This window comes from Leeia speluncae (genome assembly GCF_020564625.1).
GTDB classification, from domain to species: domain Bacteria; phylum Pseudomonadota; class Gammaproteobacteria; order Burkholderiales; family Leeiaceae; genus Leeia; species Leeia speluncae.
Window position 1 is genome coordinate 25,342 of record NZ_JAJBZT010000015.1, and the last position, 23,467, is coordinate 48,808.

Annotated in this window: 21 protein-coding genes; 9 read left to right on the forward strand and 12 right to left on the reverse strand. The window is 43.3% G+C overall.

What is annotated here, in order from left to right:
• Positions 1–35: 35 nt before the first annotated feature.
• The 5 genes from LIN78_RS17305 to LIN78_RS17325 form a co-directional block, all read right to left on the reverse strand.
• Positions 36–659 carry a response regulator transcription factor gene (locus tag LIN78_RS17305; protein WP_227182138.1) on the reverse strand — a complete coding sequence of 208 codons (624 nt, stop codon included), beginning with the start codon at positions 657–659 and terminating at the stop codon, positions 36–38.
• 2 nt (positions 660–661) lie between these two features.
• Positions 662–2,653 (reverse strand): ATP-binding protein, encoded by a 1,992-nt coding sequence (locus tag LIN78_RS17310; RefSeq protein WP_227182139.1) that lies wholly within the window; start codon positions 2,651–2,653, stop codon positions 662–664.
• Positions 2,654–2,833: 180 nt separating this feature from the next.
• Positions 2,834–3,520, reverse strand: a complete 687-nt coding sequence (locus tag LIN78_RS17315) for a phosphoadenylyl-sulfate reductase (RefSeq protein WP_227182140.1) — start codon at positions 3,518–3,520, stop codon at positions 2,834–2,836.
• Positions 3,521–3,602: 82 nt separating this feature from the next.
• Positions 3,603–4,379, reverse strand: coding sequence for a sulfite exporter TauE/SafE family protein (locus tag LIN78_RS17320; RefSeq protein WP_227182141.1), 777 nt, complete (start codon positions 4,377–4,379; stop codon positions 3,603–3,605).
• A gap of 103 nt (positions 4,380–4,482) precedes the next feature.
• Entirely contained in the window at positions 4,483–5,760 is a 1,278-nt protein-coding gene (locus LIN78_RS17325) for a sensor domain-containing diguanylate cyclase (protein ID WP_227182142.1), read from the reverse strand.
• A gap of 160 nt (positions 5,761–5,920) precedes the next feature.
• Here LIN78_RS17325 and LIN78_RS17330 point away from each other — a divergent pair, with 160 nt between their 5' ends.
• Positions 5,921–7,027, forward strand: a complete 1,107-nt coding sequence (locus LIN78_RS17330; protein WP_227182143.1) for an efflux RND transporter periplasmic adaptor subunit — start codon at positions 5,921–5,923, stop codon at positions 7,025–7,027.
• Between the two features lie 55 nt (positions 7,028–7,082).
• Complete coding sequence (locus tag LIN78_RS17335) at positions 7,083–10,193, forward strand: efflux RND transporter permease subunit (protein WP_227182144.1); 3,111 nt, start codon at positions 7,083–7,085, stop codon at positions 10,191–10,193.
• A 77-nt stretch (positions 10,194–10,270) separates the two neighbouring features.
• Here LIN78_RS17335 and LIN78_RS17340 read toward each other — a convergent pair whose 3' ends face one another.
• The 4 genes from LIN78_RS17340 to trxA all read right to left on the reverse strand — a co-directional run bounded on the left by LIN78_RS17340 (position 10,271) and on the right by trxA (position 14,091).
• Positions 10,271–11,887, reverse strand: a complete 1,617-nt coding sequence (locus tag LIN78_RS17340) for an ArnT family glycosyltransferase (protein WP_227182145.1) — start codon at positions 11,885–11,887, stop codon at positions 10,271–10,273.
• Positions 11,888–12,030: 143 nt separating this feature from the next.
• Positions 12,031–12,237 carry a 50S ribosomal protein L31 gene (gene rpmE / locus LIN78_RS17345; RefSeq protein WP_227182146.1) on the reverse strand — a complete coding sequence of 69 codons (207 nt, stop codon included), beginning with the start codon at positions 12,235–12,237 and terminating at the stop codon, positions 12,031–12,033.
• Positions 12,238–12,335: 98 nt separating this feature from the next.
• A complete protein-coding gene (gene rho, locus LIN78_RS17350; RefSeq protein WP_227182147.1) occupies positions 12,336–13,595 on the reverse strand; it encodes a transcription termination factor Rho in 1,260 nt (419 codons plus the stop codon).
• Between the two features lie 169 nt (positions 13,596–13,764).
• Complete coding sequence (gene trxA / locus LIN78_RS17355) at positions 13,765–14,091, reverse strand: thioredoxin TrxA (RefSeq protein ID WP_227182148.1); 327 nt, start codon at positions 14,089–14,091, stop codon at positions 13,765–13,767.
• Positions 14,092–14,367: 276 nt separating this feature from the next.
• Between trxA and fdxA the strand changes: the two genes are divergently transcribed.
• On the forward strand, positions 14,368–14,706 hold the full coding sequence (fdxA, locus tag LIN78_RS17360) for a ferredoxin FdxA (RefSeq protein WP_227182149.1): 339 nt from the start codon (positions 14,368–14,370) through the stop codon (positions 14,704–14,706).
• Positions 14,707–14,730: 24 nt separating this feature from the next.
• The gene (locus LIN78_RS17365; RefSeq protein WP_227182150.1) at positions 14,731–15,597 is read left to right on the forward strand and encodes an AAA family ATPase; all 867 of its coding nucleotides are present in this window, start codon (positions 14,731–14,733) and stop codon (positions 15,595–15,597) included.
• A 93-nt stretch (positions 15,598–15,690) separates the two neighbouring features.
• Here LIN78_RS17365 and LIN78_RS17370 read toward each other — a convergent pair whose 3' ends face one another.
• The gene (locus LIN78_RS17370; protein WP_227182151.1) at positions 15,691–16,479 is read right to left on the reverse strand and encodes an outer membrane protein assembly factor BamD; all 789 of its coding nucleotides are present in this window, start codon (positions 16,477–16,479) and stop codon (positions 15,691–15,693) included.
• On the opposite strand from LIN78_RS17370, the gene rluD reads away from it, so the two are divergent.
• Positions 16,478–17,464: a 23S rRNA pseudouridine(1911/1915/1917) synthase RluD gene (gene rluD / locus LIN78_RS17375; protein WP_227182152.1), complete on the forward strand. Its 987-nt coding sequence runs from the start codon at positions 16,478–16,480 to the stop codon at positions 17,462–17,464. The two genes, LIN78_RS17370 and rluD, sit on opposite strands and share 2 nt — an antisense overlap.
• Entirely contained in the window at positions 17,454–18,203 is a 750-nt protein-coding gene (gene pgeF, locus LIN78_RS17380) for a peptidoglycan editing factor PgeF (RefSeq protein ID WP_227182153.1), read from the forward strand. Before rluD ends, pgeF begins: the two co-directional genes overlap by 11 nt.
• A gap of 83 nt (positions 18,204–18,286) precedes the next feature.
• Here the strand turns inward: pgeF and LIN78_RS17385 are convergent, their stop codons facing one another.
• Positions 18,287–18,547, reverse strand: coding sequence for a hypothetical protein (locus LIN78_RS17385; RefSeq protein ID WP_227182154.1), 261 nt, complete (start codon positions 18,545–18,547; stop codon positions 18,287–18,289).
• Positions 18,548–18,929: 382 nt separating this feature from the next.
• On the opposite strand from LIN78_RS17385, the gene LIN78_RS17390 reads away from it, so the two are divergent.
• Positions 18,930–20,651: a PHA/PHB synthase family protein gene (locus LIN78_RS17390; RefSeq protein ID WP_227182155.1), complete on the forward strand. Its 1,722-nt coding sequence runs from the start codon at positions 18,930–18,932 to the stop codon at positions 20,649–20,651.
• Positions 20,652–20,742: 91 nt separating this feature from the next.
• The gene (locus LIN78_RS17395; protein ID WP_227182156.1) at positions 20,743–21,924 is read left to right on the forward strand and encodes an acetyl-CoA C-acetyltransferase; all 1,182 of its coding nucleotides are present in this window, start codon (positions 20,743–20,745) and stop codon (positions 21,922–21,924) included.
• Positions 21,925–22,059: 135 nt separating this feature from the next.
• Here the strand turns inward: LIN78_RS17395 and LIN78_RS17400 are convergent, their stop codons facing one another.
• A complete protein-coding gene (locus LIN78_RS17400; protein ID WP_227182157.1) occupies positions 22,060–22,605 on the reverse strand; it encodes a phasin family protein in 546 nt (181 codons plus the stop codon).
• A gap of 191 nt (positions 22,606–22,796) precedes the next feature.
• Here LIN78_RS17400 and phaR point away from each other — a divergent pair, with 191 nt between their 5' ends.
• The gene (gene phaR, locus LIN78_RS17405; RefSeq protein ID WP_227182158.1) at positions 22,797–23,357 is read left to right on the forward strand and encodes a polyhydroxyalkanoate synthesis repressor PhaR; all 561 of its coding nucleotides are present in this window, start codon (positions 22,797–22,799) and stop codon (positions 23,355–23,357) included.
• The last annotated feature ends 110 nt before the right edge of the window (positions 23,358–23,467 follow it).

Sequence of the window (23,467 nt, forward strand, 5' to 3'; positions counted from 1 at the left end):
TTGCAGTGCTTTTTTTCATCTACACACCGTGATCATTAGTCTGCTTGTGTGTCCGATCCTGCTAAGTATAGGCGTACCAGCTCAGCGAGAGACGGAGTTTCGAGTTTTGCAAAAATGTTCGCACGGTGCGTTTCAACCGTTCTTGGCGAAAGATCCAACACTCTGGCGATGTGCTTATTCGATAAACCTTCCGCAATGTGAGTGAGAATTTCTCTCTCTCGGTCAGTTAGCCTACCTAATCGTGTTTGTGCTTCACGAGTGAGGCTTTGCTGTTTTTGTTCTTTAATATGCTGGCCAACTGCTTTTTGCACTGCCTCTAAGAGCGCTTCTTCATCTACTGGTTTGACTAGAAACTCAACCGCGCCCGCTTTAAATGCGCGGCGACAAAGATTTAAGTCACCATGTCCAGTAATGACAATCACAGGTAGCGTGCATTGTTCATCCAGCATTTTTTGCTGAAGTTGAAGTCCCGTCATACCTGGCATACGGATGTCCACAATCAAGCAGCCAATCGCCTGACGGTCAAAGCCAGAAAGAAATGTCTGAGGGTCGGCAAAGGTTTCTACCCGCATACCCATTGTACGAAGCAAAAGCGCTAAGGCTTCACGAACATCTTCGTCATCATCGACCAAGTAAATTAAAGGTGATTGCAAGTCCATCACTAATTGTGTTCCTCTGATCCCGGTAATGATATTGTAAAGCAAGCGCCCCGATCCGGGTTATTTGACGCTGTAAGATTTCCACCGTGGGCACTAATAATATTTTGGCAAATTGCCAGCCCTAGGCCCATACCATCTTTACGTGTCGTAAAAAATGGATCAAACAGTTTTGGCAGGTTTTCCGAATCAATTCCATTGCCATTGTCGGAGATACGTAAGGTAATGGATTGTTTATCATCTATTGTACTGATGTGTATCACTGGATTCACCGCTTTTGCTCGAATCATCGCTTCCATCGCATTTCGGACAATATTCAGTACAACCTGCTCTAATTGAATCACATCTCCATTCACTATAGATTGTGTGGCGCGATAATCTTCAATTATTTCTATTTTAGCTAATTCTAAGTCTTCATTCATCAATGCAATTGCATGACGGCAAGCTTGGTGCAAATCAAATGGTTCTTCATCAAAGCATTGGCGCATCGCAAGGCTTTTCAAGCGCTTTACAATGTCCCCTGCACGTTTCGCATGTTTTACTGTTGCCTCTAACGACGTTGCGAAATCTGGGTCTAAGTCTGGAGACTCTTTTAACAATCGCATCGCTGCCTGAGAGCGGCTTAAAATGGCAGTGAGGGGTTGGTTTAACTCATGTGCGATACCAGAAGCCATTTCAGCCAAAGAGCTTTCTTGGGTGACTCTTGCAAGCACCGCTTCATTTTCGCGCAATTGCCGTTCGGCACCCTGCAGAGCCTCTAATGTGCGCCGTCTAAAAGACCCCATATCCCGAATAGCAAGGACACCGCCATTAAACTTACCGGCATCATCGACTAGTGGGGACAACACGCCTTCAATCATACATTGATCACCGTCGGGCAGCGTAAGCAAGGTATCGTCTGGCAGTTCTTGAACGGTCATCGAATGCTTTAAGGCATCGAGTGGCTGAAAGGGGGTTCCATGCACGCCATCAATCGAGAAGTGAAGCAATTGCCGAATATTGCGACCAATAACTTGTTCCGTTAACTGGGCTAATTCTCGCGCTGCAGGGTTTGCCAGCGTTACTCTTCCGTGTCGATCGAACGTAATTAGTGCATCGGCGGTTGCTTCAACGGTGGCAGATGCACGCATTCGTTCTCTAGCTAATTGGCTAGCGTGACGCTTCGCCATCACTTTTGCATCGTGTCGCTGTTCTTGCATGCGCGCCAAGATAAAAACAAATACACCAAGAATAATGATGACCACCGCCACCCGATCAAACATCATTTCTCTAAAGTGGATGGGGCGCCATACCTCTAATAAAAATGGTTGACTACCGGTTGTTAGTAAAAAGCTGACTCTAGGCGGCGTTAGCCAACTAATCGCCGGAGATTGACTTAGTCCCGGCGCTTGTCTAGATAGGGTTTCTTTTCCATCTGGCGACAATAGTTGGTAACCAAGCATTCTCGATGGTAGTTCGTCACCTCTTAGTAATCGGTCAGGATCAATCAGCAGCGCTGCAATAATCACTGAGTCGTCAAAGCTGCGCTGTTGGGTGACTAGCGCAAATCGATTTAATGGGGCGGGGACCACTGTGAGTTCACCGTTGGAGTGCGATTTTAAAGCCGCTTCTAACATGTCTCTAGGGACTGGCCAATCAATCGGCGGTGCGCCAGTTCTCCAAACCGTCTGAACAGGACGTTTTTCATTTAATCGTTGCCAAGAGCCGATGCCTTCCACGTGTTGATATCGAACACGAATTTGCTCTGCAAAGCGAGTGAGTTCATATGAGGATGGGGTCGGGGCCATATCTTGCATGGCGGCAATGGCCGCTAAGATGGCGTCGTGTTGTTCTAGTCTTTGCGTGATGCTTCGAGTAAGTAAGCGTGAGTCTTGATCAAAACGATCAGAAATTTGTAGATACTGAGCCGTGATCATCACACCCGCCGCAGACATACCGAGGACTAGCCAAGCCGATAAGGCGAGCAAATAAAGGCGTAGTCGGGTGGATTTGAGCATGCGGTATTTATAAATGGGGTAGGCGGCAAGTGCCGGACAATATCACTATAGGTTATACACAACAATCAATTGTAGTGGCATCAATTGAATTTGTCAGTTTCATGCAAAAGCATGTTTATAAAGAAGAAAAGACCACGCAACATGGTGCAGTGGTCTTTTTAGATACTAGCAAAGTGTGAGTTAGATCTTTTTCACATGTAGGCCGCATTCTTTATTTTCTGGGTTTTCCCACCACCAGCGACCGGCACGAACATCTTCACCCATCGCAATTGAACGGGTACAGGGCGCACAGCCAATAGATGGATAAAACTTATCGTGTAATTCATTGTATGGAATGTTGTTGGCACGAATATATGCCCACACTTCTTTCTCAGTCCATTCAATCAGTGGGTTGAATTTTTCCAAGCCGTTATCTGCATCGAATTCTTGATAGCCTAAATTGGTACGCGTAGGAGATTGTTCTCTACGCAATCCTGTAATCCATGCTTTGTTATTTGCTAATGCGCGTTTTAACGGGCCAATTTTACGAACTGCACAACAGGACTTACGTTGTTCTACACTGTTGTAGAAGCCATTAATCCCATTTTCTTTTACCCAAGCTTCTGTTGCTGCCGTCTCAGGGAAATATACTTTTACTTGATGAGATGGGTAAGTCTCTTCAACTTTTTGCATCAAGCTATATGTTTCTGCAGGTAGACGGCCTGTGTCCAAGCTAAAAATTTGGATATTTAATGCGTGCTGGCTGATTAGATGGGTAAGCACCATATCTTCAGCACCATAGCTATTTGCAAAGACTGCTGGTTGAAACTCATCGCTGATTTTTTTTAATAGACTGATGGTTTCTGCTAATTTTTGATCAAAATCCATACAAAACTCCCTTAAGCTGAAGTGATGAGGTCAACATGCTCCAGCTTTTGAATATCGAAAATAAAAGACGCTAATGAAAAACTTAGATGATAAAGCGGAAACCAACAATCCCCAAAATCACTGCAAGAATAGGTCTAATAATGTGATCAGGCATGGTGCCAGATAAACGGCTGCCGATCAAAATGCCAGGAATTGAACCTGTCAAAAGGGTAAACAGTAGTTCCCAGTTCAAATTACCAAGGCCTGCATGACCGAGGCCTGCAATCAAGGTTAGCGGAACCGCATGCGCAATTTCTGTCCCAACTAATTTGACGGTTGGCAAAGAAGGAAAAAGCACAAATAACAAAATAGTACCAACAGCCCCAGCACCAACAGAACTTAATGTCACTAATACGCCTAGTAAAAGCCCACTACAGACGGTGAAAAACTTTTGTTGAGTCGTGAGTACTTCATACAAGTCTGCTTTGTCTTTCTTTAATTTTTTCAAAATCCAAGACTTAGACAGAATCGAGACGGCGGTTAAAAACAAAGCAATGCCTAGTGCTTGTTTGATAATACTATCAATTGTTTTTTCTGGCAGGTCCCAGCTTTTGAGCGCATAAAGGGTCAGTAAACTCGCCGGAATACTGCCAACAGATAACCAGAAGGTCATCTTCCAGTTAATGTTACGTTGTTTTTGATGAACAAAAACGCCTGCCGCTTTGGTAATGGCCGCATATAACAAATCTGTTCCAACGGCCTTTACCGTTGGGACGCCAAGCGCTAACAGGATTGGGGTCATTAACGAACCACCGCCCACGCCTGTGACACCAACAATTAATCCAACGATAAAGCCTGAGGCAATATGAATAAAGTCCATAGATCTTACTTAGGTAGGCAACACTATACTGAGATAAGTGTGCATCTTAGCAGCCCTATAGATCATTCTTTAGATTATTGTGTTTGATATTAATGCTTATTCGTTATAAAAGACGGTCGTCTTCTTGGTAAAGGGCGTAGGTATTTTTGCCCAATGCTTTGGCTTGGTACATGGCTAAATCTGCCTTTTTCCTAAGGGTAGTCGCATCAATGCCATCCTTCGGTACTAGGGTAATGCCAATACTGACAGACGCTTGTAGTTGATGCTGCCCTATTTCGATTGGTGCTTGTAATGCATCGAGTAACTTCTTTGCAGCAATGGTAGCTTCATCTGCTTGGCTAATCCCATGCAGGATGATCAAAAACTCATCCCCACCAATTCTTGCAACCGTATCACTTTCTCTCACGGCCCTGAATAAACGTTTCGCGATTTGTTTAAGCATGGCATCGCCTGCATCATGACCTAAGGTATCGTTAATTTGCTTGAAATTATCTAGATCGAGAAAGAACAGGGAAAATGGAGCGCCATATCGTGTTTGCTGAAATAGGGCTTGCTGTAAGCGTTCTTGAAACAATAAGCGGTTTGGTAGTGCGGTCAGCGAATCATAGAATGCCAAATACACCATGCGCTCTTCATTCTTCTTCCGCTCGGTAATATCGGTCATCAATGCAAATGCGGTAATGACTTCTCCCTGCTCATTTTTTAGAACATTTGCATTTGCCTGTGCGATAATTTGCTGACCATTTGGTTGAGATAGCACAATTTCCTCTTGCAAGGTGTCGTGGTATCTCGTCCAGTCTCGGTAAGCAAGCGATGTGTGGGAACTTCCATTACTTAAAAAGTCAGATAAGGTTGCGCCAATGACTTTATGCGAGGGTTGTTTTAACAAGTCGCACATGGCCGGATTCGCATCAATAATTCGGTTGGTTTCGGTATCAAACTGAATATAGCCTTCGCTGCTACAGCGCAAAATTTGTAGATGCAAGGCTTCGTTAGCTTGTAAGCGAAATTCGCGTTTTCGATATTCGGTAATATCGTGCAGAGAGAGGACGACTAAGGGCTGCGCAATGTCATTATGCTTGTAGGTTTTGGCGGAAATCAGCGCCCACAAATCTCTGCCAAGATTGCCTTTTAATCGCGCCTCAAAATGTTTGAGATGACCTTGGGTCTTTAGTCTTAAGAGTAACTCACGCCAATCTGCACTTCGCTCGAATAATTGATCCACTGCAGGCGTATCGGTTAAGGCTAATTGGCTTTTTGCCGCTGCATTGAAGTAGCACACTTTGCCCGTTTGCGTGTGGCAAACCAAAATTGGTGAAGTGACCGCATCGATTACATCTTCACAAAAGAGCGATTCAGGTGTGGCATCGTGACTATGCATATTAAGGTGATCTGGTGCTGAGATGCACTAGAGTATAACGGAACACAAATTAAATCGACTAGCCACTCATGATCTGATGGCTTGTAAATAAAGATTAATCATTTATGTTTGATTGATACGTACAAACCAGAATGAACTAGCTTGGAATAGGTGTGTTGCAATGAAAAAAGTTGTGATTAGCGTTTTATTCGTCGCAGTTGGCTTAGGTGTTTGGCAATGGCAGAAATACCAATCGAATCGCCACGCATCTACCGTCAGTATGGCATCAAAACCAAACACGATTGTACTTTTAGCACAAGACGTATTTTTAGTGCAATCCAAAGCATTGCAGTCTAATGTGGCTTTTAATGGTGAAATTGTTTCCCCAATGGCTGTTCAAATGACAGCCCCAGTCTCTGGTAAAGTCACCCGGCTAACGGTCCAAGAAGGTGATGCCGTTGCTAAAGGACAGTTGCTGGCCAAACTATCTTCGCCTGATTTGGACAGTACCGTAGCAGTGAAGCAAGCCGCGTTAAATGCAGCTAGCTCTGAATTGGCTATTGCAGAGCGTAACTTGTCGCGTCAACAAGCTTTATTTCAGCAAAACTTCATTTCAAAAAATGCCTTAGATGAGGTGGTGAACCAAGTGCAATTGAAGCGCAGCGCACTTGTTAGTAGCCAATCAGAATTAAAACAAGCCATGAGTAATCTGGGGTCAGGGCAAATACTTTCACCGATTAACGGCGTAATTGCCCAACGTTCTATTACCTTGGGTCAAGAAGTAGGTCTTCATGCAGCGTTATTTAATATTGTCGATCTTTCAACCCTTGAACTAGAGGCAGACATTCCCTCTGCCGCTATTAGCCAATTAAATGTTGGTCAAAAAGCGCAATTCAAGATAGAAGGGGATGCACAATCAGTTTATCAAGCAGAGATTGCACGTATTAATCCATCCACTTCTAGTGGAACGCGAAGTGTCAAAGTCCATTTTCAGGTGACGATGCCAAAAACTGAAATGAAAGTTGGCATGTTTGTGAATGGAGAAGTAAAGATGGATGCTAAGAGCGGGATCATGCTTCCAAAAGCAAGTGTTCAAACAGATAAGGCGAAGCCTTTTGTCTGGCTGGTAACGACAGACCAGCATTTGCAGAAAAAATGGATTACCACAACAGATGTGGCAAGTGGCAATAACGAGGTTATTGTGAGTAGTGGATTACAAAACGGGGATCGTATTGTTGCGATTCCTCTTGAGCATGCCGTAGATGGGGTCGCCATTCAAATTAAATAAGTAGGAAGTCCGCTATTTTGCTAAAGCCAAAACAACTTTCGAGTGAGTGTTATCCATGTGGTTAACAAAAGTTAGTGTTAAAAATCCTGTTTTTGCCACCATGATGATGCTGGCCTTATTGGTATTGGGTATTTTCTCATATCGCAATTTGGCTATCGAGCAATTCCCAGATATCAAATTTCCTATTGCTGTTATTTCTACGAAGTATACGGGTGCAACCCCATCGGTCGTTGAAAATGATGTGACTCGAAAAATCGAAGAGTCAATGAATACGATTGCTGGCGTGAATAAAATCTACTCCAATTCATATGAAGGTTTAAGTGTGGTGGTGGTTGAATTTACCCTCTCCACTAATGTTGATGTAGCAATGCAAGATGTGCGCGATAAATTGGCCACTGTAAAGGCCACTTTGAGAGATGAAGTTGACGAGCCAACCGTAGGAAAGGCTGGCCCGGATGATCGGCCGATGATGTCAGTTTCTTTATCATCCAACACGCATACCCAACGAGAACTGACCAATATTGCAGATCAACTCATTGTTAAACAGTTTCAAACGGTAAAAGGTGTTGGGCAGGTGAATTTGGTAGGGGGCGTAAAGCGTCAGATTCATGTGTTAATCGATCCAACGAAAATGGCCGCCAATCAAGTGAGCGTGGATCAATTAATGGCTATCTTGAAGTCAGAGAACCAGCAATTACCAGTCGGCAACCTGATTAGTGAAAACAATGAAATCGTTTTGCAAGTAAACGGAAAAGTAGTCGATCCACAGGTGTTTGGTCAGCTAATTGTAGCTAGGCACAATGGTACTGCGGTGAGGGTGAGAGATGTTGCTCGTGTTGTTGATGCGCAAGAAGAACAAACCTCTGCTGCGTTTGTGAATGGAAAACCTGGACTTGCGATTGATATTAGCAAAGTCAGCAACAGCAATACGGTCGAAGTATCTAAAGGGATTAAAGCCAAAATGGAAGAGCTGCAAGGCTCTCTACCAAAGGGAATGACATTAGGTGTTGTATACGATGGCTCGGTGGCTATTCAAAACTCACTAGACGATGTCAACAAAACCATGGTTGAAGGGGCGTTGCTCACAGTTTTTGTTGTTTTTCTGTTTTTAGGATCTTGGAGAAGTACGCTGATTACGGGCGTCACTTTGCCTATTTCTTTGGTTGGCACCATTTTCTTGCTTGGTGTATTTGGGTTCTCTATCAACATGATGACGATGATGGCGCTATCGTTGTGCATTGGCCTATTGATTGATGATTCAATCGTGGTACGCGAAAACATCACCCGACATTTAGCAATGGGTAAAGGGCCCCAAGCAGCTGCATTAGAAGGAACAAAAGAGATTGGATTAGCCGTATTGGCAACCACCTTAACAATCGTTGCGGTATTTCTGCCCGTTGGTTTTATGGGGGGGATTATTGGGAAATTCTTTTTCCAATTTGGTGTGACCGTGGCTGGTGCTGTGCTCATTTCTATGTTTGTGAGTTTTACCCTTGATCCCATGCTCTCTTCTGTTTGGCATGATCCACATTCAGTCGCCCATCAAAAACCAAACTGGCCAATCATTGGCAATTTGCTGATGAAAATAGAGCTGTTCTTAGACAACCTTGCAAATGCCTACGCGAAACTCATTCATTGGTGTTTAGGGCATCGCATCAAAGTATTGCTGTTATCCCTTGGCGTGCTAATGGGTAGTTTTTTTATTGCTTCACGCTTAGGCGCAGAGTTTGTGCCTGAAGCCGACTTGTCCGAGCTTTTACTGACGGCAAAAACACCGGTTGGTTCTAGTCTTGCTTATACGAGCGCAAAAGTACACCAAGTGGAAAATGTCTTAAAGGAAATGCCTGAAGTAAAACGGACGTATTCAACAATTAATACCGGTTTTGTACAAGGAAAAAATCAATTCTCTATTCGCATTGGATTGGTCCACAAGTCAGAGAGAGACTTGGGGCAAAAGCAACTCATCCCACTAATGAGAAGCCGCTTGGCTCAAGTTGGTGGTGTTGAACTAAAAAGCCTTGGCGTGGCAGATTCTCCGGGCGGTGGGCAGAAACCTATCTTTGTTAGTATTCAAGGTGGAGAGATGGCTACCTTAGTTGCCATTTCAAAGCAACTGGAAGCCAAGATGCAGTCAATCCCTGGCATGGTGGATATTGAATCGAGTGTCAGCGAACAAAAACCAATGATCTCTCTCGCAATCAAGAGAGATGCTGCGAGTGACTTAGGTGTAGGCATTAACCAAATAAGTAATGCAATACGCCCACTAGTTTCCGGTGACAGTGCGACAACATGGGAAGCTGAAGATGGCCAAAATTATGACGTACTAGTTAGGCTGCCAGCGATCGATCGAGAGCGGATTCAGCAGTTGTCAGCAATCAGACTATTAAGTACAAAAACAGATCCGTTGACTGGTTTACCCTTACAGGTTGCTTTGTCTCAGGTTGTCGACTTTAAAATGGAAACTAGCCCAACTCAGATAAATCGGCGTGCCTTACAACGAGAAGTTCGACTGACTGCGAACGTTGATGGACGACCTGCAGGTAATGTGGGCGTGGATCTTCAGCGAGCGATGGATAGCATCAAGCTACCACCAGGTTATCGTTTTGAGGTTGCCGGGGCAAATAAAGATATGCAAGAGTCCTTTGGTTATGCCGTACAGGCATTGGCTCTTGCGGTGATTTTTATTTATATGATTCTTGCGTCGCAGTTTGGCAGTTTTCTGCATCCACTAGCGATTATGACGTCGCTTCCATTGTCTTTAATTGGTGTGTTTCTAGGTCTCGGGTTAGGGGGGCAAACATTAAATATTTTCTCCATCATTGGGGTGATTATGCTGATGGGGCTTGTCACAAAGAATGCCATTCTCTTAGTGGATTTTGTGGAGCAGTCAGTTAAAAAAGGGATGAACCGACATGACGCGATTATCGAAGCTGGCCGTGTACGTTTAAGACCTATTCTAATGACAACCTTTGCAATGGTATTTGGCATGGTGCCATTAGCATTAGGTCTTGGCGAGGGTGGGGAGCAACAATCCCCGATGGGCGATGCGGTGATTGGTGGCGTCTTAACCTCTACCTTGCTTACGCTTGTGGTTGTGCCGGTGGTGTATACCTATTTAGATGATTTAGGCGAGTGGATCTTGAAGAAGCTTCATATCCATCGTTAGAAAAAATACACCCCGCCAATCACAAGCATAATTGGCGGGGTATGGGTGTTATCTCTAGTTATCTCTAAAGAAGCTGACTACTCATTTTTAATCAGGCGAACCTCTTCTTTTTTGTCTCCAGCCCTTGATCCTCTCCAAACTAACTGATTAGAGGTATCCGCATCTTTTTTATTCGCTTGAATCAGTGACCACCGACAGTAACTTGCATTGGCTCCAATGGTTAAATCAACGCCATAGTAGAAGTAAAGCAATCCCCTCACGGTCGTGGGGGTATGATTGCCATTGACGCACTCATTGGTTGGCAGTGCCTTATACAATCCATCTAACATCGGTCGGTAATCCTTGGCTGCTTCGACCCAAGGCATCCACAGTGTCATCGCCAAACCCCAAGCAGCGGTTAAGCCAATTGCCCAATTTGCAATTGCAATGCGACCACTGACTTTTGGACGAATAGACATCCAGACCCACGCGCCTGTCATTGCTATTGCAAATAGTAGCCAATACCAATGGTCTTCATGTACGTAACTCGGACTCGCCCTGTGCATACGTGCAGCCAGTTTAGAAGGCATTTCAAATGCCAATACAAACCAGCCAAACCAAGCTAATGCAATAAAGCCCGTAAACGTAAATCGTGAAAACCAATTAAATGCTGCCGTCCATCCGCGTTTAAGCTGGTTGGCCGCGGGTGTTGCTAGTAACGCAAATGGTAAGAGGACGATAATCGCTTTGACATCGTGTTGCTCCGGAGAAAGACTTGCTTCCCATAACCAACAAAGCGACATGCCAAGCAGAATTAATCGGGTACGATCCTCAAACATTCTTCTACGATGACGAAGTAGTTGCCCTAACGCCAATGGCCAAATTGGCCAAGCAAACCAAGCCATCATGGAACAATAATAGAGTGCATTCTTAGGGAGAAAGAAAGATAGATTGTCCCAATGAAGTCGTTTCCACTCGGCAAATACCGATGGCGCAATTTCTTGAAGGGCCAAAGGCCAAGCCAAAGCAAGAGGAATCGCGGTGACAAATAAAACCAATGTCCATTGAATACGATTAATTGAGTTTAGCGGCTTGTCAAAAAGCACGAGTAATGCGGCGAGTGTTGTCGGTAGAATGGCGACAGTACCCCCTCCTAAAAAGGATAGCGCAATACCAATACCGGCTAATGTTGCACTATAAAATAACTGTGTGCGAATAATGGATAAACCATAAAGTACCAAAGCATGGCCAAGGAAATTTCCTTGCTCAGGCATAATTAAGTGTGCACGAGCAATCAGACCAAATGAGCCCATTAACAGCAATACAGCAATTCGACCTTGCTTTTTATCCCACAGTTGCCGACCTGCCATCCCAATAAACAGGAAGCTTAGCCCCATCATCACTGCAGCGGCGAGGCGAGCTGCTTCATGTAAGCTCAGTAGCCATGGGCTAAACAAATAGGCAAAAATTGCACCAGCCCAATAAGTGAGCGGTGGGTTTTCTAGAAACACCTGCGAACCAAAATGAGGAATCATCCAATTGCCGGTGCTTAGCATATGGCGAATCACCGTTAATACTTCGACTTCTTCATTTCTCCAAGGTGCATGACCAAATAAGCCTGGAACAAGCCAAGTGAGAGACAAAAGCAACAATAACCAAGAATGATCTTTTTGAATGGTTGCTTCGGTAGTGGGTGGTGCTTGATAAGTCAGCATGAATAATTATTTATTGGTATTTCAGAAAGAATAACTTAGAGCCCATTAGCCTTCTCAGGTTCATGGTGGAAGTATACTAGTCGTGTAAAATTGCAGAAATAAAAAAAGGCAGCCAAGGCTGCCTTTTTTTGAAAGATTCCAGATTAACGAACTTTGGAACCGTATTTGTTTTTGAACTTCTCGATACGACCTGCAGTATCAACAACTTTCTGTTTACCAGTGTAGAAAGGGTGGCACTCTGAACAAACTTCAATGTGCAAGCCTTTGTTCATTGTTGAACGTGTAGTGAACTTGTTACCACAGCTGCAAGTTACTTCGATTTCGTTGTATTCTGGATGAATATCTTTCATTTCTTTTCCTTGATGGTCTGCCGCGTAGGGATTGTGCCTACACTAAAAGCGGAATTATGGCCGATTTTTCGTGTGTAGGCAATACTTTTGCCCAAATATTAACCACGACGCATTGAATCAAAGAAATCGGAGTTGGTTTTTGTTGCTCTTAGTTTATCTAGCAGGAATTCGGTCGCTTCTAAATCATCCATCGGATGTAGTAGCTTACGCAGTACCCAGATTTTCTGCAGTGTATCTTTTTCAATCAGCAACTCTTCACGACGAGTGCCAGAGCGATTCACGTTAATCGCTGGATACAGACGTTTTTCACCCATACGACGGTCTAGGTGAATTTCCATGTTACCTGTACCTTTGAACTCTTCGTAAATCACATCATCCATACGGCTACCGGTATCAATTAGTGCCGTTGCGATAATAGTGAGTGAACCGCCTTCTTCGATGTTACGTGCCGCACCAAAGAAACGTTTTGGTCGTTGTAATGCGTTTGCATCCACACCACCGGTTAGTACCTTGCCTGAGGTTGGCACAACCGTGTTGTATGCACGTGCTAAACGTGTAATAGAGTCAAGCAAAATCACCACGTCTTTTTTATGTTCTACAAGGCGTTTTGCTTTTTCGATGACCATTTCCGCTACCTGTACGTGACGGGTGGCAGGTTCATCAAATGTAGAGGCAACTACTTCACCACGTACCGTTCTAGTCATCTCAGTCACTTCTTCAGGACGTTCGTCGATGAGAAGAACAATCAGGGTCACTTCTGGATGATTCGTTGTGATCGCATGGGCAAGATGTTGCAACATCACGGTTTTACCGGATTTTGGTGGTGCAACGATGAGGGCGCGCTGGCCTTTTCCAATTGGTGCAACAATATCAATCATGCGACCTGTCGCGTTTTCTTCTGCACTAATATCGCGCTCAAGTTTTAAGCGTTCATTAGGGAAGAGTGGCGTCAAGTTTTCAAACAGAATTTTGTGCTTTGCCGCTTCAGGCGATTCGCCGTTCACTTTGTCGACTTTTACAAGGGCAAAGTAACGTTCACCATCTTTGGGTGTACGAATTTCCCCCTCAATCGAGTCGCCTGTATGCAAATTGAAACGTCTAATTTGGCTTGGGCTAACATAAATATCATCAGGGCCAGCTAAGTAAGAAGTATCAGGGCTTCTTAAGAAACCAAATCCATCTGGCAGCACTTCAAGTGTGCCTTCACCATAAATACTTTCGCCTTTTTTGGCTTGGTTTTTTAATAGTGCAAAGATTAGGTCTTGTTTTCTTAGTCGGTTGGCGCCATCGATCTCGTTGGCTACTGCCATTTCAACTAGTTCAGAGACGTGTAGATGTTTCAGATCAGATAAGTGCATGTTCAGGTTCGCGATTGAAAGCGGTGAAAGAATAGATTGTCAGCAATTGCTGGCGTATCTAAAACTGGACTTATGAAGAGTGGAAATGATTTATTCGACTGATTTGCCTTTGGTTCAGGAAGAATAAAAGGCAAATCAGGATCTCTATTAAGAGTTGATGCTATATGGTTTACAGGTTGCTGTCAATAAAAGCAACAAGTTGAGATTTTGATAGTGCACCAACTTTCGTTGCTGCTACTGCGCCATCTTTAAATAGCATTAATGTTGGGATGCCACGAACGCCAAATTTTGGTGGTGTTGCTTGGTTTTCATCAATGTTAATTTTAGCAATGGTCAAACGGCCTGCGTATTCTTTAGCTACTTCATCCAATACTGGAGCGATCATTTTGCAAGGTCCGCACCATTCAGCCCAGAAGTCTAGCAATACAGGAGTGCCAGATTGTAGAACATCTGCTTCAAATGCATCATCAGTGGTATGGAGGATATGCTCGCTCATGTTTTGATCCTTGTTTGTGTACTAATCAGAATGTAGTTGGTTGATTAGCTATATTGCCTGAAGTAGTTTGCATCCTAACGGATGAGAACAAACTTTTAAAGCCCTGCTGGGATATTATTACAGATATGGGTTGGTTTTTTTATTTCAAGTCCCATGTCTGTCGCCTTCAGAACGCTATCTTTTAGGCGCATCGTGTATACTTGAGTATTATAGTCTGATATTCATTGTAACCTAGGTTTTTTATATAGAACCTATTATTTCAAGGTAAAGCCTGCCATGACTTATGTTGTGACCGAAGCCTGTGTTAAATGTAAATACACAGATTGTGTGGATGTCTGTCCTGTTGATTGTTTCAAAGAAGGTCCAAACTTCTTAGTCATCGATCCTGATGAGTGCATTGACTGTACTTTATGTGTGGCAGAGTGTCCGGTGGAAGCGATTTACGCTGAAGATGATGTGCCTGCAGGTCAAGAAGTTTACATCGAACTAAATGCGCAATTGTCTAAGCATCCAAATTGGAAGACGATTGTTGAGAAAAAAGATCCGCTGCCTGACCATGCAGACTGGAGTGGTGTGAAAGATAAGCTGCAGTATCTAGATAAGAACGATGCTTAATTAAATTGTATTAATGATTAATCAATGATGGTAACAACTGATTCAATCATTCTTTCATCGCTTGTACCCGCTAGTTTGGCGGGTACATCATTTTTGTCTTGTACTTTTTGGCTGATTGATCCAATTAGCGATAAGCAAAGACAGTTATATCACTCGTTTACTCAGTCACTGTGTCCGACTATCACGCCCCAATTTCATGTCGTTGGCGCGTCCCCTGATCATTTAAGTGCTGATATTGGGGCATCCTTTAACCCTGAGATGCTTCATATTGTCGATGCGCGCCTAATTAAATATTGGCCGACTGACATTCCATTTCTTCCATGTCCCATCGTCGTTGGTATTGATTTTATTGAAACCAAATCTAAAGATCATACTGGGGCAGCGATCGTTTTCTTTGGCCCAGAAAGTACGGGGAAATCGACGGTTTCAACGCAACTTGCCACCGCGTTTAAGCTACCATTGGTAACTGAGTATGTCCGTTTATGGTTTGATATTTTTGGATGTGACTGCAATCGACAGCAAGCATGGACAATTTTGAATGTCGTCCATGCATTTCATCAGGCGATAAGTAAAGTACATCAGGGCATCTGGTTGGCTGATACAGATGCATTGGCTTCCCTAATGTGGCTGGAGTGGTATTTCGGCGTTCAACCAACTGCGAGTCTTCCGGCGAATTTGGTGGTCGATAAGTTTTATCTCTTGTGCGGAGATGATATTCCATTTGTCCCCGACCATCAGCGGCGTTATTCTGACAAAAGAGAATTTGACGCTGCATTTGCAAAAAGCTACTTACAAAAATTCAATGCAGATTTTGAATGGATAAAAGGGCAGGGCGTAGATCGGCTAGAAATGGCAAAAAGGTACTTGGAAACCAAACTTGAGCCTAGTTGATACCTTCTTGTGGTCTATTTCAGGACGGGTCATGCAAAACAAAAAAGCCAGTGATCTCTCACTGGCTTTTTGATGACTCCAATACGGACAATCTTACCAAAGTTGCCACCAAGGCTTATCTTCTTTTTCTTCCGTATCAGATAGATATTTACTATTTGGATAAGATCTATCTAGCACGCGTTTGCTATCTGCACTTAGATCTTTCAAGCCTAATTGATCATAAGCTTTCACCATGATGGCAAGCGCTTGTTCAACCGCCGGTGCTTGTGGATATTGTTCAATTGCAAACTTCGCACGGTTAGCTGCTGCCAAGTATGCTTGTCTGGTCATGTAATACTTTGCAACGTGAACTTCGCTAGATGCTAGTGAGTTCACCAAATAACGCATGCGGTTTGCCGCATCTGGCGTGTATTTGCTTTTTGGGAATAAAGTCACCAACTTTTTGAAAGCTTCAAAAGACTCTCTGGCCGCTTTAGGATCGCGCTCCGTCATGTCTTGGTTAGATATACTAGCCAAGAAGCTGGTGTCTTCATTAAATGAAGCGAGCCCTTTTAAGTAGTAGGCATAATCGACACTAGGATGTGTTGGATGAAGCTTGATAAATCGATCACATGCAGCAATTGCTGCAGCGGGTTCGCCATCCTTGTAATTCGCATATGCAATGTTCAATTGAGAAGACAGCGCAAATTGTCCGTAAGGATATCTTGCTTCAAGTTTCTCAAAATACTCAATTGCTTGGGTATAATTCTTTTCATCTAAAGCAATTTTTGCCTCAGAATAGAGCTTACTCGCAGACCATTTAGTGGTCGGGTCTTTCTTTTCAGAGCTGCCGCAACCAGCGAGAATAACGGTGGCTAATGCAATACAGAGAAGTTTCTTCATGTTCCAATCCAGTGTGGAGTCAGCAGATTATAGCGCAAACGTGCCATCTGAAAATGGGTTAGATCCATTTGAATGGATTTTGGATGACAAGTTTGCAGGTTTAAGGCTTGATCAGGCGCTCGCAAAGTTACTACCTCAATACTCTAGAAGCCGCTTGCAGCAATGGATTAAGCATGAACGAGTATTGTTAAACGGTGATGTCGCCAACCAAAAAACAAAAGTTTTTGGTGGTGAAGAAGTTTATGTTTTACCTGAACTTGCACCAGAACAATTGGCGTTTAAGCCTGAAAACATTCCGCTAAATATTGTTTTTGAAGATGATCACCTGATTGTGATCAATAAACCTGCAGGCCTAGTGGTTCATCCGGGACACGGAAATTGGTCAGGTACACTGCTAAACGGGCTTTTAGCGCACGACAAAAATCTATTTACTGTCCCAAGGGCGGGTATTGTTCATCGCTTAGATAAAGAGACGAGTGGACTAATGGTAGTGGCGAAAAGCATTATTGCGCAGACCGAATTAGTCAGACAGCTTCAAGCAAGAACGGTGAAAAGACAGTATTTTGCGCTTGTCAAAGGAGTCGTTCCTTCTTCGGGTACTGTGGATGCGCCTATTGGCCGTAATCCGAAAGACCGTTTGAAAATGGCTGTTCATCCACGTGGAGGAGCAGATGCAAAACCAGCTATTACGCATTATGAGCCAGTCAGCGGTTGGGATAGGTATACCTTAGTGTGCTGTAAGTTAGAAACAGGTAGAACGCATCAAATTCGTGTCCACATGCAGCATTTAGGTTTTCCGCTGATTGGCGATCCATTCTATGGGCCAAAAGTCTCTGAACCTGCTTTTCATCGTCAGGCATTGCATGCATGGCGTTTAGGGTTGATTCATCCTATTTCTGGTGAGGAAATGGCTTGGGAGGTTCCTATTGCAGAAGATATGCAAGCATTAATAGACAGTTTAGGGGAGCCTACTTATGTTAAATAAAGATCATTTCATTGTCCCTACTTGGGAGACTTCCATTGAAGTTGGCGCCCTAGCAACTACCCGATTAGGTGGCGTGAGTAAAGCACCTTACGATTCACTTAATTTAGGATCGCATGTTGAAGATGAATTAATTTCAGTTTATGAAAATCGACATTTACTGAATAGATTCTTGCCTTCAAAACCTCAGTGGCTGCAACAGATTCATGGCATTGAGGTGGTGGATTTAGATCTACCTCATGATGAGGTGCCAGTTGCTGATGCGGCGATCTCTAGAAAAAAAGATGTGATCTGTGCCGTGCAAACAGCTGATTGTTTGCCGGTGTTATTTGCCGATAAAGAGGCTACGGTGGTCGGTGCTGCCCATGCCGGATGGCGTGGTTTATGTGATGGTGTGCTAGAAGCGACGATCGCTAAAATGGATGTAGATCCTAGCCAGCTTCTGGTGTGGCTAGGGGCTGCAATAGGCCCAGCAGCGTTTGAAGTAGGCGAGGAAGTAAGGCAGGCTTTTATTTCGAAAGATGCAAAAGCGATTGAAGCATTTGTTCCAAATCCAGCCAACAGTGGCAAATGGTTGGCTAATATCTATTTATTGGCTAAACAAAGGTTAATTGCTGCCGGTGTTCATTCTACCCAAATCTCAGGTGGTGGATTATGCACCTATTCAGATAAAGAAAGGTTTTTTTCCTATCGACGCGACAAAGTTACAGGGCGTCAAGCAAGTATGATTTGGCTTCGATAGAAAAAACGTTACTTACTTAGCTGGCGTTTTTTGTTCAAAAATTAAGCCCCTGTCTTAACAAAAGCAGGGGCTTTTCACTTCATTTAATTAGTTTTTTGCGAGTTATCTACATCCGCATCGTTTGATGCTGCCTGTAACTCTGAATCTTCATTGTACATTTCTTCTTGAGCTTCTCTCAGTGCTCTTTGACGTTGATGCACTTTTCTCAATGAGACCCATAAATATAAGCCAACAGGAATCGCCCCCAAGAACAATAAAATATTGATCGCGCGCATGACGCTACCTGTTCCTGCAGCAAATAAGATGACAATATAAAGCCATGCGATCAAGAAAATATGTTTCATAAAACCTTAAAGGATCTAATTTTTTTAAAGGCTAATTATCACCTAGATTAATTGGCTGACTCAATCCAGATTTTTTACACGTATTGTCTTGTCAGTCGCATCAATTCGTATGATGATGAGAAAGTTGGCATTGCAACATGCAAGGAAACTAATTCAGATCAAGAAAATCTAATTTAATGTTGCTTTGCAGCAAAATTGTTCTAATATGTGTAAAGTGCAATGTTCTTGACACCAAAGTGTCGCATTGAGTTGCTAAATTTACAGAATGTTTGGGAACAATTTCATTCAGTGTTTCCAAAACAAAATTCTAGACTTGCTGTACTTATTGATGATTGAACATCAATTGTAACCAATTGATGCAAGCAGAGAGGGAGTTTCGCTGATGTCTGAATCGAATAATGGCCTGGGCCTATCCGAGTTTTTCCAACAAATCACCAAAGCAAACCAACAGTTTGTTGAGCAGTTCGTTAAAGCGGTCCCTCAGCAATCTCCAGATGTTGCGACGAACCCATACGCAAATATTTTCTCTGGTTTTTGGCAAAATGCTAGCCAATTAAGCCAATTGCAAAATCAGCTATACCAACAACAAATGCAGGCATGGCAAGGTGTGATTGGCCAAACCACTGGCGAGCCAACAAAAGACAAACGCTTTGCTGCGCCAGAGTGGGAGCAGTTTCCATTCTTTAGTTATGTCAAACAAAGCTACCTCAGTACAACTAAGTGGATGATGGACTTGGTTGAAAAATCTCAGGTAGATGATGCGCAAAAAGAAAAGATGCGCTTCTTTACAAAGCAGTTCTTGGATGCAATGAGTCCAAGTAACTTTGCACTGACTAACCCAGAAGTATTAAAGCTAGCCGCTGATACAAAAGGGGAAAGTCTGGTTGAGGGCATGAAAAACATGCTCGAAGACGTGCAAAAGGGCTATATCACCATGACCGACGAGTCGAAGTTTGAAGTCGGTAAAAACATGGCAGTGACGCCAGGGCAGGTAATTTTTGAAAATGAATTAATTCAATTAATTCAGTACACACCAACGACTGATCAAGTATTTGACCGTCCTCTACTGATTGTTCCGCCATGCATCAATAAATACTACTTGATGGATATGCAGCCGGAAAACTCTTTGATTCGTTATATCGTTTCTCAAGGTTTCACTACTTTCTTGGTTTCATGGAAAAGTGCAAACGAAGAGATGAAACACTTAACATGGGAAGACTACCTGAACTTGGGCGTCTTCAAAGCAATTGAAGTAGTGAAAGCGATTACCGGTAAAGCCGATATGAATGCAATGGGCTTCTGCATTGGCGGAACCTTGCTAACTACCGCTCTGGCAGTGTTAAGAGCAAAAGGCGACACAAGCATCAATTCTGCCACCTACTTAACCTCGATGATTGACCATAGCGAACCAGGCCCAATCAAGGTTTACCTTGACGAAAACATGGTCCGCCTAAAAGAAATGAGCATGACAGAAGGTGGTGTGGTTAAAGGAAAAGAGTTAGCAGCAGTGTTCTCTAGCTTGCGTGCGAATGATCTTATCTGGAATTACGTGGTCAACAATTACCTAAAAGGTAAAACACCTCCTCCATTTGACTTGTTGTACTGGAACTCTGACGGTACCAACTTGCCAATGCCAATGCACACCTACTACTTACGTAATATGTACATTGAGAATAACCTGACAAAGCCAGGCAAAATGGAGCTTTGTGGTGTGAAGATCGATGTACGTAAGATTGATATTCCTGTGTACCTATTTGCAGCACAAGAAGATCACATTGTGCCTTGGAAAACTGCATACCTAAGCACACAGTATCTAACAGGACCTCAACGTTTTGTATTGGGTGCATCCGGTCATATTGCCGGTACGATTAACCCAGTGACAACCAACAAACGTAACTACTGGGTAAATGATCAATTGCCTGCCTCGTCTGACCTATGGTTACAAGGAGCGCAAAGCAATCCAGGCAGCTGGTGGCCAGACTACTCCAATTGGTTGGGCGCATTATCTGGTGAAAAAGTGGCCGCGCCAAAAACACCGGGCAACCGAACATACAAAGCGATCGAGCCAGCACCTGGTCGTTATGTAAAAGCACGCGCAGAATAATTTGTAAGCAATTTAAAAAAGATGCCAAGAAATATAGTTTTCTTGGCATCACTAGTCACTGCATGAAATATAAATCCATAAGGAGTCACAAATGACTGATGTAGTAATTGTTGCAGCAGGCCGTACCGCAATTGGTAACTTTGGTGGTTCATTGGCAAAAGTATCAGCCCCAGAATTAGGCGCAACAGTCATTAAAGCGTTGCTAGAAAAAACTGGTATCAAGCCAGAGCAAGTAAGTGAAGTGATTTTTGGTAACGTATTAACAGCTGGATTGGGTCAAAATCCTGCTCGCCAAGCAGTAATTAAAGCAGGCCTGCCAGTTGAAGTGCCTGCACTAACAATTAACCAAGTATGTGGTTCTGGCCTAAAAACAACGCACCTAGCTGTGCAATCAATTTTGGCTGGCGATAACGACATCGTGATTGCTGGTGGTCAAGAAAATATGAGCCAATCGGCGCATATTTTACCAGGCAGCCGCGATGGTTTCCGTATGGGAAATGCCGCTTTAGTTGATAGCATGGTCTACGACGGTCTTACCGATGTCTATAACCAATACCACATGGGTATTACTGCCGAAAATATCGCAGAGAAGCATGCGATTACGCGTGAAGAGCAAGATGCATTTGCCGCCGCTTCTCAAAATAAAGCGGAAGCAGCGCAAAAAGAAGGTAAGTTTGCAGATGAAATTATCCCTGTTGTGATCCCTCAGAAAAAAGGGGATCCAGTTGTATTCGATAAGGATGAGTTCATTAAAATGGGTTCTACTGCTGAAGGTCTTGGCAAATTGCGTGCAGCCTTTAAAAAGGACGGTACAGTAACTGCTGGTAATGCTTCTGGTGTAAACGATGGTGCAGCAGCTGTTATTTTGATGACAGCTGATAAAGCAAAAGAACTAGGTTTAACACCATTGGTCACTATCAAAGGTTATGCATCATCTGGTCTTGAACCATCGGTAATGGGTCTTGGTCCTGTTTCTGCGACACGCAAAGCATTGGCAAAAGCAGGTTGGTCTCTAGATGATCTTGACTTGGTTGAGGCGAACGAAGCATTTGCAGCGCAAGCAATTGGCGTAAACAAAGAGCTTGGTTGGGATACCTCTAAAGTAAACGTGAATGGTGGTGCGATTGCTTTAGGTCACCCAATTGGTGCATCTGGTGCACGTGTGTTGGTTTCTTTGATTCATGAAATGATTCGCCGTGATGCGAAAAAAGGCTTGGCAACACTGTGTATCGGTGGTGGTATGGGCGTTGCACTAGCGGTTGAGCGCGCGTAATTGGCGTGTAAATAAAACTAAGCCACAACATCATGTTGTGGCTTAGTTTTTTTGCTGCGATTCTACAACGATTCAGCAATAAAAAAACCCCATCAAAAGACGGGGTTTTTACGTCAATCAAACCTATCGGATTGATTATACTTTTAGCGTTGCAGCCTGTTTGATTGCATCAACAGTAGCAGTAGTAGCAGATTTCACGCTAGCTTCTGTAAAGTCGGCAACTTGTTTAGCTGCTTTGCTTAGGCTGTCAACTGCAGCTGCAGTGGCTTGAACAGTCTGTTTAACTGCAGTAACTGCAGCTTCAGAACCTGCTGGTGCCATTTTTGCACTTTGATCTAACAAAGTAATCACATCTTTGTTTAGTTCAGTAATGCGAGCTTCAGTGAACTTAGCTAGTTCAGACTGTGTGTTTGTTGCGTATTCGTAAACGCTACGAGACAAAGAAACTAGGTTGTCTAAGTTGCTTTCAGTCAAAGACTGACGAGTTTCGTTGGCTTGTTGAACAGACTTAATGCCAGTAATCAATTGAGTTTGGCGAGCTTGTTCTTCTAGCAACGCTTTAGCGGTATCTAGTTGAAGTTTGATTAGCTTCTCTGCGCTACCCAAAGAAATTTGAGCTAGTTGAAGAGCAGATTCAGCTTGTTTTAGGCTATATTGTTTCAGAGTTTCATTTGCAGACATAATCGGATCTCCTGAATAATTGTTGCAATGCACAAAATCATGTTATGCCAGCCAAAATAAAACGTCAAGTATTATTTTGTGCGTTGCACAAAAATATAAAATCGATGTGCTTGCGCTATGCCATCTGTTACGTTAAAAAGATGCTAGAATCTAATTAGGTAGTGCCATCTTATTCCATGGAAAACTTGCGAATGACACAAGAAAAAAGAATTATCAAAAAGTATCCAAATCGCCGCCTATATGACACTGCAACCAGCTGCTACATCACATTAGAAGATGTCAAAAAGTTAGTGCTAGATCATGTGGACATTCAAGTTGTCGATGCAAAATCCTCAGAAGATCTAACTAGAAGCGTTCTGCTTCAAATTATCTTGGAAGAAGAGGCGGGTGGAATGCCTCTGTTTACTTACGATGTGCTAACGCAAATTATTCGTTTTTACGGAAATGCAATGCAAGGCATGTTGGGTAGCTATTTAGAGAAAAACCTGCAAATGTTTTCTCAAATGCAAGATCGCCTTAAAGAGCAAACAAAGCAAATTTATGGCGAGAACCCGGTACCTTCTGCAAATTTGTGGAATGAATTTTTAAAGTTTCAAGCGCCTGCAATGCAGGGGATGATGTCTAGCTATTTAGAGCAATCGACTAATATGTTTGTCGATATGCAGCAGCAGATGCAAGAGCGCACCCGCAATTTATTTACCGGTTTTGGTTTTCCTCAAGCAATGCCTGGAGATGAAAAAACAAAAGAGTGATTTACTTCGTTCAGGTATAATCCCTTAAAAATCAATCAGTCATCCACTGTTTGGTAAGTTAAGTAAGTCAAGAAGGTGGGCTCCGCTCGCCTTTTTGTCATTTGTAAGTA

Coding starts and splice junctions, on each gene's coding strand:
- LIN78_RS17305 (WP_227182138.1), bottom strand. CDS start 659: ATGGACTTGCAATCACCTTTAATTTACTTGGTCGATGATGACGAAGAT.
- LIN78_RS17310 (WP_227182139.1), bottom strand. CDS start 2,653: ATGCTCAAATCCACCCGACTACGCCTTTATTTGCTCGCCTTATCGGCT.
- LIN78_RS17315 (WP_227182140.1), bottom strand. CDS start 3,520: ATGGATTTTGATCAAAAATTAGCAGAAACCATCAGTCTATTAAAAAAA.
- LIN78_RS17320 (WP_227182141.1), bottom strand. CDS start 4,379: ATGGACTTTATTCATATTGCCTCAGGCTTTATCGTTGGATTAATTGTT.
- LIN78_RS17325 (WP_227182142.1), bottom strand. CDS start 5,760: ATGCATAGTCACGATGCCACACCTGAATCGCTCTTTTGTGAAGATGTA.
- LIN78_RS17330 (WP_227182143.1), top strand. CDS start 5,921: ATGAAAAAAGTTGTGATTAGCGTTTTATTCGTCGCAGTTGGCTTAGGT.
- LIN78_RS17335 (WP_227182144.1), top strand. CDS start 7,083: ATGTGGTTAACAAAAGTTAGTGTTAAAAATCCTGTTTTTGCCACCATG.
- LIN78_RS17340 (WP_227182145.1), bottom strand. CDS start 11,887: ATGCTGACTTATCAAGCACCACCCACTACCGAAGCAACCATTCAAAAA.
- rpmE (WP_227182146.1), bottom strand. CDS start 12,237: ATGAAAGATATTCATCCAGAATACAACGAAATCGAAGTAACTTGCAGC.
- rho (WP_227182147.1), bottom strand. CDS start 13,595: ATGCACTTATCTGATCTGAAACATCTACACGTCTCTGAACTAGTTGAA.
- trxA (WP_227182148.1), bottom strand. CDS start 14,091: ATGAGCGAGCATATCCTCCATACCACTGATGATGCATTTGAAGCAGAT.
- fdxA (WP_227182149.1), top strand. CDS start 14,368: ATGACTTATGTTGTGACCGAAGCCTGTGTTAAATGTAAATACACAGAT.
- LIN78_RS17365 (WP_227182150.1), top strand. CDS start 14,731: ATGATGGTAACAACTGATTCAATCATTCTTTCATCGCTTGTACCCGCT.
- rluD (WP_227182152.1), top strand. CDS start 16,478: ATGTTCCAATCCAGTGTGGAGTCAGCAGATTATAGCGCAAACGTGCCA.
- LIN78_RS17370 (WP_227182151.1), bottom strand. CDS start 16,479: ATGAAGAAACTTCTCTGTATTGCATTAGCCACCGTTATTCTCGCTGGT.
- pgeF (WP_227182153.1), top strand. CDS start 17,454: ATGTTAAATAAAGATCATTTCATTGTCCCTACTTGGGAGACTTCCATT.
- LIN78_RS17385 (WP_227182154.1), bottom strand. CDS start 18,547: ATGAAACATATTTTCTTGATCGCATGGCTTTATATTGTCATCTTATTT.
- LIN78_RS17390 (WP_227182155.1), top strand. CDS start 18,930: ATGTCTGAATCGAATAATGGCCTGGGCCTATCCGAGTTTTTCCAACAA.
- LIN78_RS17395 (WP_227182156.1), top strand. CDS start 20,743: ATGACTGATGTAGTAATTGTTGCAGCAGGCCGTACCGCAATTGGTAAC.
- LIN78_RS17400 (WP_227182157.1), bottom strand. CDS start 22,605: ATGTCTGCAAATGAAACTCTGAAACAATATAGCCTAAAACAAGCTGAA.
- phaR (WP_227182158.1), top strand. CDS start 22,797: ATGACACAAGAAAAAAGAATTATCAAAAAGTATCCAAATCGCCGCCTA.